This window comes from Streptomyces sp. NPDC005775 (genome assembly GCF_042871565.1).
Lineage (GTDB): Bacteria > Actinomycetota > Actinomycetes > Streptomycetales > Streptomycetaceae > Streptomyces.
This window is the reverse complement of record NZ_JBIAIU010000005.1, coordinates 75,161-87,602: the sequence shown is the minus strand read 5'-3', so window position 1 is coordinate 87,602 and position 12,442 is coordinate 75,161. Positions and strand designations below refer to the sequence as shown.

The following is a 12,442-nucleotide window of genomic DNA, read 5'->3' as shown; positions in this document are numbered from 1 at the left end:
AGGTCAGGCAGGGCGGCCCTCAGCGGGAGAGCGAGGAGACCAGGGCCGTCGCCTCGCCGATGAGGTCCCGTTCGGCCGGGCTCATCGTCGGGTTGGCGGCGCGCCGGGCCGCCGCGTCGGCGAGATGGCGGGCCGGGATGCCGCCCTCCGCCATGAGGTGCGGCATCAGGGCGGTGAGCAGCTCGCGTCCCCCGTCCGCCGCGGGGCCGGCCGGGTCGACCGCCACCTGGGCCAGGATCAGCGCCGACATGGCCCGGTCCAGGGCCGGCGGGCCCTCCTCGGTGTTGCTCCAGTCGATCACCACGGGCCCGTCGGCCGTCAGCATCACGTTGTCCGGATGCAGGTCGAGGTGGAGGATCCGGTCCTCGGGGTCGGGCGAGAGCCGGGCCGGGATGGTGTGCAGCTCGGTGAGGAGCCCGGCGAGTACGGCGGAGCCCTCGGCGCCGCCCATGGCGCCGCTGAGCAGCGACTCCAGCATCGTCGGACCGGTGAGGCGCTGCAGGACCAGATCGCCGGGTCCGGCGGACGGGGGCTGCGGGCCGAGCCGCGGGACCGGGTAGCCCGAGGCCGACAGATAGGACATGACCGGCAGTTCGCGGGTGGCGTCCAGTCCGTCGCGGTAGCGCCGCAGGACCCACTGCTCGTCCAGTTCGTATACGTCGGCGGAGCGCCCGCTGCCCAGCATCTGGCCTATTCGCATGAGAGGAACCTACTCGCGCGGGCCCGTCCCGGGGAGGCCGATCGCGCGTGTTCACGCCGTATCGCCGCCGGTCACGACAGCCCCATAACGTCATGCGATGGGGCGGACGGGATCTCCTGGAGCTGACGTGTACGCGGCTACGTTGACGGCAATTCCCCCGAAGGCAAGGAGAGTTCCGTGGAGAGATCCATGCTCCGCAGACGTGCACTGGCCGCGTGCACCGCCACCGTGGCCGTCGGCGCGCTCGCACTGGCCGGACTGACCGGCACCGCGTCGGCCGACCCGTCCCCCCGCCTGCCCGCCGCCGGGGAGGACCAGTTGTCGCCCGGCCTGGTGGACGCCATGCGGCGCGATCTCGGACTCACCGCCGACCAGGCGACGCGACGGATCGGCAACGAATCCCGTGCCGCCGCCGTGGCCGCCGGACTGCGGCGCTCGCTCGGCACCGGATTCGCCGGGGCCCGGGTGAGCGGCGACGCCGGGGGGCTGACCGTCGCCACGACCGATGGGGCGGACGCCGGCCGGATCGCCGAGGCCGGTGCCCGGCCCGTCGTCGTCGACCACAGCCTGGCCGAACTCACCTCCGCCAAGGCCGCCCTCGACCGGGTCGCCCTGCGCAGGGCGCCGAAGGACGTGCCCGCCTGGTACGTCGACGTGCGCACCAACCGTGTCGTCGTCCAGGCCGGGCGGGCCGCTTCCGCCGGCGCCTTCCTCGCCGCGGCCGGTGTCGCGCCCGGACTGGTGACGGTCGCCCGGAGCAGCGGGCAGCCGCGCACGTTCGCGGACCTGCGCGGCGGCGACGCGTACTACATGAACGGCTCCGGCCGCTGTTCCATCGGCTTCCCCGTCAAGCGCGGCACCCAGGGCGGCTTCGTCAGCGCCGGGCACTGCGGAACCCCGGGCGTCAGCACGAGCGGATACAACCAGCAGGCCCAGGGCTCCTTCCAGGGCTCCACCTTCCCCGGCCGCGACTACTCCTGGGTCGCCGCGAACACCAACTGGAACCCGCGCCCGCTCGTGAACGGATACGGCAACGGCGACGTGACGGTCACCGGATCCACCGAGGCGCTGGAGGGTTCGTCCGTCTGCCGCTCCGGCTCGACGACCGGCTGGCACTGCGGCACGGTCCAGCAGCGCAACAGCAGCGTCACCTACCAGGAGGGCACCGTCTCCGGGGTGACGCGGACCAACGTGTGCGCCGAACCGGGCGACTCCGGCGGCTCGTTCGTCTCCGGCAGCCAGGCCCAGGGCGTCACCTCCGGCGGCACCGGCAACTGCTCCCAGGGCGGTACGACGTACTTCCAGCCGGTGAACCCCGCGCTCCAGGCGTACGGACTCACCCTGGTCACCAGTGGCGCCCCGACCGATCCGCCGACCGACCCCACGGACCCGCCGACCGATCCGGACGGCAGCTGGGCCGCCGGGACGACGTACGCCGCCGGTGACGTGGTGACCTACGGCTCCGGGAGCTACCGCTGCCTCCAGGGACACCGGGCGCAGCCCGGCTGGACGCCCCCGAACGTGCCCGCGCTCTGGCGGGCCCTGTAGGGCGGCCCCGCGGGGCCTGTTCCGGCCCTCATCCGCCGGACAGGCCCGGCAGCCGCCACACCCCATCCCGCACGTGCCCTTCCCCACCACCCCGAGGAAGCAGCCATGACCTCCGACCCGATACCCGGTGGCTTCGCCGGTGACCGGCGCATCAGCCGCAAGAACCTCCTCAAGGCGGCGCTGGTCGCCACCGCCGTCCCGCTGTTCGCGGGCGGCGGGGTCGCGTTGGCCCGCGACGCCGGTTCCGCCGGAGTGCCGCTCGCCCCGACCCCGGACTGCGACGACGGTGACGGCCCCACGCACGACCAGATGGAGGGCCCCTACTTCAAGCCCAACTCCCCCCTCCGTACGAGCCTGGTGACCGCCGGTACCCCCGGAGTCCCGCTGACGGTCAGCGGATACGTCTTCGGCCGCGCGTGCAGGCCCATCCCCGGAGTGCTGCTCGACTTCTGGCAGGCCGACACCAACGGCGCGTACGACATGAGCGGATACGCCTTCCGGGGCCATCAGCTCACCGACCGGTCCGGCGCCTTCACGCTCACCACGATCGTCGCGGGGCTGTATCCCGGCCGCACCCGCCACATCCATGTGAAGGCGCAGGCGCCCGGCTCGCGCGTCCTCACCACACAGCTGTACTTCCCGGGCGAACCGCGCAACAACACCGACACCCTGTACGACCCGACGCTCCTGATGAACGTCCGGTCGGCGGGGTCCGGGAAGGAGGGGACCTTCGACTTCGTCCTCGACATCGCGCAGGACCCCACGGACCCGACCGATCCGCCGACCGGCCCGACGGATCCGCCGACCGGACCTGGCGGCGGCTGGGCGGCCGGCACTCCCTACACCGCGGGTGACCGCGTCACGTACGGCGGGGTCGGCTACCGCTGTCTGCAGGCTCACACCGCCCTGACCGGCTGGGAGCCGCCGAACGTCCCCGCGTTGTGGGAGCGCGGGTAGACGGGCGGACCGGCGGGGCACCACCGCCGCGCGCGCATGTCCCGGGCTCTCTCCCCGGGGCATGCGCCGCGCCCGGACCGGGCCGCTTCCCGCCGCGTGCGAGCCACGCCGCGCCGGGGCTGCGGCCCGGTCACTTCGCGTCCGAGTACCGCTCCACCACCGCCGTCGTGAACGGGAAGCGCACCGGCGTGTCACCGAAGGCGGTCCGCCCGGCCAGCTCACCGGCCGCCCGGATCGCCTCGACGACGGTCTCGGCCTCCTCCCGCGGGCAGTGCACGATCACCTCGTCGTGCTGGAAGAAGACCAGTTCGGCCCGGAGCCCGGCGGCCGATATCGACTGCCGAAGCGCGGCCAGGAGCAGCAGCGCCCAGTCGGCCGCACTGCCCTGCACCACGAAGTTACGGGTGAAGCGGCCACGCGCACGGGCGTTGGAGGAGGCGTACCCCGGAGTGAACGCGCCGTCCACCGCGTCGGATCCGTCTGTCGGGGAGACGTCGCTCTCCTGCGGTATGCCGGCCTCCCCGTCGTCCCCGCTGCCCGCGGCGGGCGGGCTGGTCCGGCCCAGCCAGGTCCGGACGAGACGGCCCTCCTCACCGGTCTTCGCGGCGTCGTCCACGTAGGCGACCGCCTGCGGGAACCTGCGGCGCAGCGCGGCCAGATTCTTCAGGCCGTCCCCCGACGTCTGGCCGTAGACCGCGCCGAGCAGCGCGATCTTGGCGTGGTCGCGGTCGCCGTGGAAGGCGCGGTCGGACAGCGCGGTGTACAGGTCGCCGTCGTGGCCGGCCACCTCCATCAGGCCCCGGTCGCGGGAGATGGCGGCCAGCACCCGCGGCTCCATCTGGTCGGCGTCCGCGACGACCAGGCGCCAGCCCTCGTCGGCGACCACCGCCCGCCGGATCACCTTGGGGATCTGGAGCGCCCCGCCGCCATTGGTCGTCCAGCGGCCGCTGACCGTGCCGCCGGGCTGGTACTCGGGGCGGAAGCGGCCCTCGCGCACCCAGTCCTGGAGCCAGCTCCAGCCGTGCGCCGTCCAGATCCGGTAGAGCTTCTTGTACTGGATGAGCGGACGCACCGCCGGGTGGTCCAGGCCCTCCAGCTCCCAGCGCCGGGTGGAGCGCACCTTGATGCCGGCCTGCGCGAAGGCCTTCACCACATCGGCGGGGAGATCCGGGCGGACCCTGCGGCCGAACGCGGCGGACACCTCGTCCGCCAGCTCGGCCAGCTTCCGGGGCTCGCCGCCGCCCGCGTACCGCTCGCCCAGGAGTTCGTGCAGCAGCTCGCGGTGGACGTCGGCCCGCCAGGGCAGACCCGAACGGTTCATCTCGGCGGCGACCAGCATGCCGGCCGACTCGGCGGCCGTCAGCAGACTCATCCGGCCCGGCCGGTCCGTGGCGTCGTGCCGGGCGAGCTGGTCCGCGTACACCCGGAGCAGGGCGTCGAAGGGCAGCTCCGTCCCCGACTGCGGCTCGAACAGGGAGGACTGGGAGCCCGGTACGGCGGAGCGGGGCGGCGGGTCGGGCGGCACCGGGCCGCGCAGCAGGCGGGCGTGGGCAGCCGCGGCGGAGCGGGGTTCACCGAGGCGGCCCTCGTGCCCCAGCAGGAGGGACTCGGCGACCTCGATGTCGTAGCAGCGCGCGACCGGTACCCCGGCGGCCAGTAGGCGGGGGTAGACCTCGGCCGTCGAACGCCACACCCAGCGGGTGACCCCGGGCCGGGAGCGGACGGCTTCCACCAGGTCCGGTTCGGTGACGACCGGGGCGGTGGGGCGGCCTGTGCGGTCCAGCGGGGCGAGGTGCGCGCCACCGCTCTCCGTGGCGGCCACAGCCCAGCGTTCGGTCATGGATTCGAGTCTGGCACCCGGCACTGACAGCGAGGCGGAGCGCGCGCGGAAGGGGACGCTGGAAGGATGGGCCGGGCCCGGGCAGGCGGGACTTTTCGGGACACGTCCCGGCCCGGATCCGTTGCGACGAGGAGGCAGACGACACGATGGAAGCGATCGTTTTCGAGGAGTTCGGCGGACCCGAGGTACTGCATCCGGCCCGGGTCGAGGACCCGCACCCCGGCCCCGGACAGGTGCGGGTGAAGGTCCGGGCCGCGGCGGTCAACCCGATGGACTACAAGATCCGGCGCGGGTGGATGGAGGACGTGTTCCCGACCTCGCTCCCGGCGATTCCCGGTGTGGAGTTCGCCGGAGTGGTCGATGTGACCGGTGAGGGCGTCACCGATGTGGCCGTGGGCGACGAGGTGCTGGGCTGGAGCGCCACCGGTTCCTACGCCGAGTACGCCCTGGCCGACGCCGCGCTCGTCGCCCCCAAGCCCGCGGAGCTGGGCTGGCCGGACGCGGCCGCGCTGACCATCGCGTCGAACACCGCCCAGCGGGTCCTGGACGAACTCGCCGTGGAGGCGGGGGAGACCCTGCTGCTGCACGGTGCGGCCGGGGCCGTCGGATCGGCGGCGGTCCAGCTGGCGGCGGCCCGCGGCGCGACGGTGATCGGCACGGCGTCCCCGGGCAACCATGACTATCTGCGGGTGCTCGGTGCGACCCCGGTGGAGTACGGGGACGGGCTGGTCGGCCGGGTGCGCGACCTCGCTCCCCAGGGGGTGGACGCGGTCTTCGACGCGTCGGGTCGGGGCGCCCTGCCGGACTCCATCGAGCTGCGTGGTGGCACCACCGACCGGATCGTCACCATCGCCGACCCGGAGGCGGGCACGTATGGCGTGGCGTTCTCCGGCGGTGGCTCCCGGTCCGGGAAGCAGCTGGCCGAGCACGCCCGCCGTGCGGCCGACGGCGAGCTGCGGGTGCCCGTCGCCCGGACGTTCCCGCTCACCGAGGCGGCCAGGGCGCAGGAGATGAGCGAGGCGGGGCACGTACGCGGGAAGGTCGTCCTGCTGCCGTAGGGAGACCGCCACTGGTTGTCCACAGGGTGTGGATGAATTCCGCCGAGTCCACCACGCCTACCCTGACCTCATGGAATCGGTGATCGACCAGGCCTTCGCGGCGGCCCTGTACTCGGACGGCGACCGCGGCCTCGACACCGGCGCGTCCCTCCTCGCCGCCGACCCGGCGTCCGACGCGGAGCTGCTGCGCCGGGGCGAGGAGTTCGTCCGGCGTGCCTGGGACCGGGGCTGGCTGCCCGCCGACCTCGTGCGCGTCGTCCGCCGCGAGGTGGACGAGCACGCGGCCGGACTGGCCGCCGGGCTGATCGGCTCGGAGGTCCGGCGTTACGAGGCGCTGCCGCCCCGCTGGCAGGGGCAGCTGGACGAACTGCCCGCGACGCCGCCGACGGGCCGGCCGGACCGCTTCTCGTGCGCCTCCGCACTCCTCGGGCTCTACCGGCTGCTGCTCCGGCTGCCCGCGATCGAGCCCGTCGGGCCGCCGCCCGGCGCCTTGCGCGACACCCTGCACCTGCCGCCCGCGCACGACGAACCGCGCATGCTGACGCGCATTCGCGCGCTGCTGGCCAAGGCCGAGGCGACCGGATTCCCGGAGGAGGCGGAGGCGCTCACCGCCAAGGCGCAGGAGCTGATGGCCCGGCACAGCATCGACGAGGCGCTGCTGGCGGCCCGTACGCACAGCGGCAGTGTCCCCGGCGCCTGCCGGATCGGGGTGGACGCCCCGTACGAGACGGCCAAGGCGATCCTGCTCGACGCCGTCGCCTCGGCGAACCGCTGCCGGGCCGTGTGGAACAGCGACCTCGGCTTCTCGACGGTGGTCGGCTTCGAACCGGACCTGGAGGCCGTGGAGCTGCTCCACACCTCGCTGCTGGTGCAGGGCACGGCGGCGATGACCCGGGCCGAGGCCGGCCAGCGGGCGGGCGGCCGCAAACGCACCAAGACCTTCCGGCAGTCGTTCCTGATGGCCTACGCCCAGCGGCTGGGTGGCCGGCTGGCCGACGGCACCGCCCGTGCCACCGCGGAGGCCGACGCCGAGGGCGCCGCCCCCGGCACGTCGTCCGCCGGGGCCGGCCTGCTGCCCGTGCTGGCCGCACGGGACGTGGCGGTCACCGACACCGCCGAGAAGATGTTCCCCGCGACGACGACCACCCGCGTCCGCGGTGCCACGGACCTGGACGGCTGGACCCACGGGACGGCTGCGGCGGACCGGGCCCGGATGGGCGGGAGCCGGCCGGAGATCGCCGACCGGTGAGGGCGGCGGGTCTGCCGCCGGGGGCGTTATGCGGAGCGGTCCGGAGAACCGGAGAACCACACCCGACAACTCGGGCATAGCGGTAAATCCGGTTAGGCTCTGGGCATGAGCTGGCTCCGGGCGCTGAGGGAGACCGCCCGCTCGGGGCTCACGATCGAGCGGAAGCGTCTCGAACCGCTGATCGCCATCCGCGGCGCGGCGGGCCTCGCCCTCGTGATCGGGGTGAGCCTCGCCCTGTTCGGTCCCGTCGTCGCGGCGAGTTCCGCGTTCGGTGCGTTCCAGGCGGCGATCGCCACCTTCCAGCGCAGCTGGCGGCCCCGCCCGGTGCTCGCCCTGGTCTCCGGCTTCAGCCTCGGCGTGTCGACGTTCCTCGGCTATGTCACCGGCCCCCACCTCCCGCTCTTCCTGGCCCTGCTGGTGCTCTGGACCTTCGTCGCCGGAATGGCCTGGGCGGCGGGCCCGACGGGCGGCATCATCGCCGCGTCCAACGTCGCGATCATGCTGGTCACGATCACACTGCCGACCTCCGTCGCCGAGGCGGCCCTGCATGCCCTGATGATCACGTTCGGCGGAGTGGTCCAGGCGCTGCTCATCGTGCTGTTCCCGGTCCGCAGATGGGGCGCCCAGCGTGACGCCCTGGCGGACGCGCTGGCCGCCGAGGCCGACTACGCCCGCAGGCTGCGCCACGACCCGGTCGCCCACTTCGACCCGGCACCCTTGATGGAGGCCCGCAGGGCCGCCGCCGTCACCGCCCGCCAGGCCCGCCGCCGCCCCGCCGAACTGCACGGCTCACGCGGTGCCGCCGAGCGGATCAGACCGGTCCTCGCCTCACTCGCGGACCCGGCGATGGGCGTCCCGTCCGAGGGCCCGGAACGCGACCGGGTCCGTGAGCTCCTCGCCGCCGCCGCCTCCCTGCTCGACGCGGCCGCCCGGGCGATCCGACACGGCGACCCGGTGCGCCTTCCCGGGGCCGCCGTCGCCGCGCTGAAGACCCCCGACACCGGCGCGCTGCTCACCGGCCCCCCGCTCCGCGCCGCCGACCGGCTGGCGGCCCTGCTCTCCGACGTCATCGAGGCCGCCGACGGCGACGGCACGAAGGAGGAGCGGGCCGGGGCGGCGGAGGCCGCCGACGCCATCGAGGCAGGGCGGGGCCGTCGGCTGCCCGCCGAGCACCACGCCAGGCCCACCCTGCTGCGGCTGGTGCCGGTCGTGATCAGGTCGATGCGCGGCGAGCTGCACCACGGCTCCCCGATCCTGCGGCACGCGATCAGGGTCTCCACCGTCGCCGCGGTCGGCTACCTGCTGGGCCTGGCGCTGCCGTTCGGCCACGGCTACTGGGTGCCGCTGGCGGCCGTCATGGTGATGCGGCCGGAGTTCTCCCGGACGTACGAACGTTCCGTGGCGCGCTTCGGCGGCACCGTCGTCGGGGTCTTCGTCGCCAGCGTGATCGTCCAGGCCGCCCACCCCCGCGCCGGGCTGTCCGCCGTGCTCGCCGTGGTCTGCGCCCTGCTGATGTACCTGCTCATGCGCACCGGCTACGCCGTCGGGCAGGCCTGCATCGCCGCGTACCTGGTCTTCCTGCTCGGCATGGCCGGTGACGACCTGTCGCAGACCGTGCTCGAACGGGTCCTGCTGACCCTGCTCGGCGGGCTCCTGGCCATGATCTCGTACGCCGTCTATCCGGCCTGGGAGACGCCGAGGCTGCGCGGGCGGCTCGGCGACTGGCTCAAGGAGGACGGCCGTTACGCCGCCTGTGTCGTCGACCAGTACGCCGATCCGGCCGACCGGGGCCACGACGACGTCCGCCAGGCGCTGCTCGCCACCCGGAACGCCCGCGTCGCCTGGCGGGAGGCGGTGGCCACCGCCCAGCACGAACCGGTGCGCCACCGCGGCCTCTCGCACGCCGCAGCCGATGACACCCAGCACGCGCTCGTCCAGCTGGGCCGGGTCGCGATGCTGATGGAGGCGCACCTCCCGGAGGGCGGCGCCACTCCCGTACCGGCGGCCGCTCCGCTCGCCGAGGCGCTTCGCCGGGCCACGGAGCAGGGAGCCAAGGCGGTGCGGGAGCGGCGCGTACCGGACTGGTCGGCGGTGCGGGAGGCGCTGGAGAAGTGGGACGAGGAGGAGCGGATGCGCGGAGGGGAAGGGTCGGACCCGGTCGTACGGAACGGGGCCGACCTCCTGCTCGAAGCCCTGGAGGAGTTCTCCGAGGGTCTGGACGGCGGCTCCGGCTCGCGGTCCGCCGCGTCCGACGACGACTGAGGCGCGGTCAGGGCCCTGCCGACCGCCCCGGGTTACGGGATCGGCAGGTCGGGCAGGCCTTCCAGCGAGTCGGCGTCCGTCTTGGCGAGCGTGTCCTTGGCGCCGCCGTCCCACGAGACGACGAGGGTCTTGCCGTCGTTGGACTCGATGGCGCCCATGGTCCGGTCGGTGTCGCCGTCGGCGCACGTCAGCGCCAGCATCGGCTTGCCCATGTCCTTGGCGGTGCCCGAGCAGACATGGGAGTCGGCGACGACCACGGCCTTCCCGGATGCGACGGACAGGACCACGGCCTTGCCGTCGGTCTGTCCGGCCCAGGCGCCCTCCAGCGCCTTGAGGCCGCCGGTGGCGCCGGTCTCACCGGAGCCGGAACCGTCGCTCGCGCTGCCGGTGGGCGCCGGGGTGGCGGTGGAGCCGGAACCCTTGTCCGCGCCGTCCTTGTCGCCGTCGCTGCCGCACCCGGTGAGGGCGAGGGCGGTGAGCAGTCCGGTGGCGACGACGGCGCCGGTACGTACGAGTTTGTGCATGGCGAATTCCCCCTGGTCGACGAATGACCGTCCAAGCTACCAGTGGGTCGCCACCGGGGCGGAGGGGCCAACTTGCGGAATCGGGAGCGGAAGAGCCCTCTCGTTCGTCTTTCTCCTGCGGAGAGCTGTAATCGGGGGAACACCGCGCGTGCACGTGCATCTGCCCATGCATCCGCTCATGCACCAGAAATTGAACACAGCTATGATCCGAGACAGTTGACACTTGCACTTTGCAACTCGGGGAGCGTCCTGTGCACCACGTGTACAACGGCATGGCGGCCACAGAGCTTCGCGGAGTCGTCTGGCAGAAGAGCATGCACAGCAACTCCCAGGGATCCTGCGTGGAGTTCGCGAAGCTGCCCGACGGAGACGTGGCGATGCGCAATTCGCGCCACCCCGACGGGCCGGCGCTGGTCTATACGCCCGCGGAGATAGAGGCCCTGCTGCTGGGCGTGAAGGACGGCGAGTTCGACCACCTGGTGGCGGAGGCCTGAGGGCCGCCCGCCGGAGCGTCATCTCCCGGTGGTGCGGCGCTCCTTCGGCCCCCGCGTCACGCCGGGTCGGACAGCCGGAAGAGCGCCCAGACGACCTTTCCGCGCGGCGTCGCTCCGACGCCGGTGCTCTCCGCCGTCAGTACGGGGGAGGGGTGCCAGCCCCAGCAGTCGCTGAAGGAGTCCACCAGGAAGAGGCCGCGGCCCGACTCCGCGGAGTCCTCGGCCTCGGACGCGACGGGGCTCGCCTGGCTGGGGTCGCGCACCGCGCACACCAGCCGCGAGGTCCAGCGCATCAGATGCAGCCGGACGGGCGGGTCCTGTGTCTCGCGCGGGGTGTCGGCGGGCAGGGCGTGCCGCAGGGCGTTGGTGACCAGTTCGGAGACGACGAGCGCGACGTCGTCGAAGCGCTCGCTCAGCCCCCAGCCGCCCAGCGTCGCCCGGGTGAACTGGCGTGCCCCGCCGACGGCTTCGAAACGTGCGGGCAAGGTGCAGGTCGCTGATCCGGAGACGGATGAGGGATCGATGGGGGGAAGCCCCTGCCGTAACGGCTCGAGCATCGTCGATCCATTCGTCCCCATGCGAGGCACTCCCGGGATTCGCGGCTGTATCGGTACTGCGGGTACACGGGTACAGCGGCACAACACGAACGAGCACGCAGGTGCGCGACGCCCATGGTTCCGAATGCGCAGGGCAGATGCAAGGGCAGATGCACGTGCACGCGCCTGACCTGTCCGATACCGTGCCGGTTCTTGCTCATTTCTTCCCGTGGGGAGTTTCGGGACCTCCGAGAAGTCTTCCCATTTCCGTAATCGAATGAGTACGGGCTGAAGCGTTTTGATGGCAGAATCCGGCTCTTGGGGTTCGGGGGGACCCCGATGCCCAGGAAGCGATGGGGAGGGCTGGACCGGTGGCGGCAGGCGAGTCGAGTGGATCCGTGGTGCGGCGCATCCTGCTGGGCTCCCAGCTCAGGCGGCTGCGGGACTCACGTGGCATCACCCGTGAGGCGGCCGGCTACTCCATCCGGGCTTCCGAATCGAAGATCAGCCGCATGGAGTTGGGACGGGTGAGCTTCAAGGCCAGGGACGTCGAGGACCTGCTCACGCTCTACGGAGTCACGGACGAGGCGGAGCGCGACTCCCTGCTCGGGCTGGCACGTGAGGCCAATGTGGCGGGCTGGTGGCACAGTTACGGGGACGTGCTGCCCGGCTGGTTCCAGACGTACATCGGGCTGGAAGGCGCGGCCTCACTCATCCGGATCTACGAAGTCCAGTTCGTGCACGGTCTGTTGCAGACCGAGGACTACGCGCACGCCGTCGTCTCGCGAGGCATGCGCGGTGCTCCCGCCGCCGAGATCGACCGCCGGGTCGCCCTGCGCCTGGAGCGGCAGAAGGCCCTCGTCTCCGAACGGGCCCCCAGCTTCCATGCCGTACTGGACGAGGCGGCGCTGCGCCGCCCCTACGGCGGACGCGAAGTGATGCGTACCCAATTGCGGCATCTGATCGAAATGTCGGAGCAGCCGAACATCACGCTCCAGGTGATGCCCTTCAGTTTCGGCGGGCACGCGGGCGAGAGCGGTTCCTTTACGATGCTGCGATTCCCGGAATCCGATCTGTCGGACATTGTCTATTTGGAGCAGCTGACAAGTGCGCTCTATCTGGACAAGGCCGAAGAAGTCGCCCAGTACGAAAAGGCGATGGCCCGGCTCCACGAAGACAGCCCGGGTCCGGAGGAGAGCCGCGATCTGCTTCGCGGTCTTCTCCAACTCTCCTGATATTTCGTTACCATGACGTACCGACAGGAGTCTGCACCT

At 72.8% G+C, this 12,442-nt stretch carries 11 protein-coding genes; 7 read left to right on the top strand and 4 right to left on the bottom strand.

Annotation, left to right across the window (positions count from 1 at the left end; genetic code table 11):
* Positions 1 to 19: 19 nt before the first annotated feature.
* Positions 20 to 700, bottom strand: coding sequence for a phosphotransferase (locus tag ACFYPA_RS13910; protein ID WP_359080652.1), 681 nt, complete (start codon positions 698 to 700; stop codon positions 20 to 22).
* 189 nt (positions 701 to 889) lie between these two features.
* On the opposite strand from ACFYPA_RS13910, the gene ACFYPA_RS13905 reads away from it, so the two are divergent.
* Together ACFYPA_RS13905 and ACFYPA_RS13900 are read left to right on the top strand one after the other, a co-directional pair.
* Positions 890 to 2,248 carry an alpha-lytic protease prodomain-containing protein gene (locus tag ACFYPA_RS13905; protein ID WP_359080650.1) on the top strand — a complete coding sequence of 453 codons (1,359 nt, stop codon included), beginning with the start codon at positions 890 to 892 and terminating at the stop codon, positions 2,246 to 2,248.
* A 105-nt stretch (positions 2,249 to 2,353) separates the two neighbouring features.
* Positions 2,354 to 3,205 (top strand): carbohydrate-binding protein, encoded by an 852-nt coding sequence (locus ACFYPA_RS13900; protein WP_359318274.1) that lies wholly within the window; start codon positions 2,354 to 2,356, stop codon positions 3,203 to 3,205.
* A gap of 130 nt (positions 3,206 to 3,335) precedes the next feature.
* Here ACFYPA_RS13900 and ACFYPA_RS13895 read toward each other — a convergent pair whose 3' ends face one another.
* Positions 3,336 to 5,045: a bifunctional 3'-5' exonuclease/DNA polymerase gene (locus ACFYPA_RS13895; protein ID WP_359318271.1), complete on the bottom strand. Its 1,710-nt coding sequence runs from the start codon at positions 5,043 to 5,045 to the stop codon at positions 3,336 to 3,338.
* A 146-nt stretch (positions 5,046 to 5,191) separates the two neighbouring features.
* Between ACFYPA_RS13895 and ACFYPA_RS13890 the strand changes: the two genes are divergently transcribed.
* From ACFYPA_RS13890 to ACFYPA_RS13880, 3 genes are all read left to right on the top strand, one after another.
* Positions 5,192 to 6,103, top strand: a complete 912-nt coding sequence (locus ACFYPA_RS13890) for an NADP-dependent oxidoreductase (RefSeq protein WP_359080644.1) — start codon at positions 5,192 to 5,194, stop codon at positions 6,101 to 6,103.
* Between the two features lie 70 nt (positions 6,104 to 6,173).
* Positions 6,174 to 7,352 carry a DUF2786 domain-containing protein gene (locus ACFYPA_RS13885; RefSeq protein ID WP_389131809.1) on the top strand — a complete coding sequence of 393 codons (1,179 nt, stop codon included), beginning with the start codon at positions 6,174 to 6,176 and terminating at the stop codon, positions 7,350 to 7,352.
* Between the two features lie 105 nt (positions 7,353 to 7,457).
* Complete coding sequence (locus ACFYPA_RS13880) at positions 7,458 to 9,614, top strand: FUSC family protein (protein ID WP_389131806.1); 2,157 nt, start codon at positions 7,458 to 7,460, stop codon at positions 9,612 to 9,614.
* 32 nt (positions 9,615 to 9,646) lie between these two features.
* Here ACFYPA_RS13880 and ACFYPA_RS13875 read toward each other — a convergent pair whose 3' ends face one another.
* Positions 9,647 to 10,138 (bottom strand): hypothetical protein, encoded by a 492-nt coding sequence (locus tag ACFYPA_RS13875; RefSeq protein ID WP_359318263.1) that lies wholly within the window; start codon positions 10,136 to 10,138, stop codon positions 9,647 to 9,649.
* A gap of 251 nt (positions 10,139 to 10,389) precedes the next feature.
* Between ACFYPA_RS13875 and ACFYPA_RS13870 the strand changes: the two genes are divergently transcribed.
* Complete coding sequence (locus ACFYPA_RS13870) at positions 10,390 to 10,632, top strand: DUF397 domain-containing protein (RefSeq protein WP_359080637.1); 243 nt, start codon at positions 10,390 to 10,392, stop codon at positions 10,630 to 10,632.
* Between the two features lie 56 nt (positions 10,633 to 10,688).
* Here ACFYPA_RS13870 and ACFYPA_RS13865 read toward each other — a convergent pair whose 3' ends face one another.
* Positions 10,689 to 11,189 carry an ATP-binding protein gene (locus ACFYPA_RS13865; protein ID WP_359080635.1) on the bottom strand — a complete coding sequence of 167 codons (501 nt, stop codon included), beginning with the start codon at positions 11,187 to 11,189 and terminating at the stop codon, positions 10,689 to 10,691.
* 332 nt (positions 11,190 to 11,521) lie between these two features.
* Between ACFYPA_RS13865 and ACFYPA_RS13860 the strand changes: the two genes are divergently transcribed.
* Positions 11,522 to 12,403, top strand: coding sequence for a helix-turn-helix transcriptional regulator (locus tag ACFYPA_RS13860; RefSeq protein ID WP_359318261.1), 882 nt, complete (start codon positions 11,522 to 11,524; stop codon positions 12,401 to 12,403).
* Positions 12,404 to 12,442: the final 39 nt, after the last annotated feature.

What these genes read in the sequence shown, in the direction of transcription:
- ACFYPA_RS13865 (WP_359080635.1), bottom strand. Translation starts at nt 11,189, where the DNA reads ATGCTCGAGCCGTTACGGCAGGGGCTTCCCCCCATCGATCCCTCATCC.
- ACFYPA_RS13895 (WP_359318271.1), bottom strand. Translation starts at nt 5,045, where the DNA reads ATGACCGAACGCTGGGCTGTGGCCGCCACGGAGAGCGGTGGCGCGCAC.
- ACFYPA_RS13890 (WP_359080644.1), top strand. Translation starts at nt 5,192, where the DNA reads ATGGAAGCGATCGTTTTCGAGGAGTTCGGCGGACCCGAGGTACTGCAT.
- ACFYPA_RS13880 (WP_389131806.1), top strand. Translation starts at nt 7,458, where the DNA reads ATGAGCTGGCTCCGGGCGCTGAGGGAGACCGCCCGCTCGGGGCTCACG.
- ACFYPA_RS13900 (WP_359318274.1), top strand. Translation starts at nt 2,354, where the DNA reads ATGACCTCCGACCCGATACCCGGTGGCTTCGCCGGTGACCGGCGCATC.
- ACFYPA_RS13875 (WP_359318263.1), bottom strand. Translation starts at nt 10,138, where the DNA reads ATGCACAAACTCGTACGTACCGGCGCCGTCGTCGCCACCGGACTGCTC.
- ACFYPA_RS13885 (WP_389131809.1), top strand. Translation starts at nt 6,174, where the DNA reads ATGGAATCGGTGATCGACCAGGCCTTCGCGGCGGCCCTGTACTCGGAC.
- ACFYPA_RS13860 (WP_359318261.1), top strand. Translation starts at nt 11,522, where the DNA reads ATGGGGAGGGCTGGACCGGTGGCGGCAGGCGAGTCGAGTGGATCCGTG.
- ACFYPA_RS13910 (WP_359080652.1), bottom strand. Translation starts at nt 700, where the DNA reads ATGCGAATAGGCCAGATGCTGGGCAGCGGGCGCTCCGCCGACGTATAC.
- ACFYPA_RS13905 (WP_359080650.1), top strand. Translation starts at nt 890, where the DNA reads ATGCTCCGCAGACGTGCACTGGCCGCGTGCACCGCCACCGTGGCCGTC.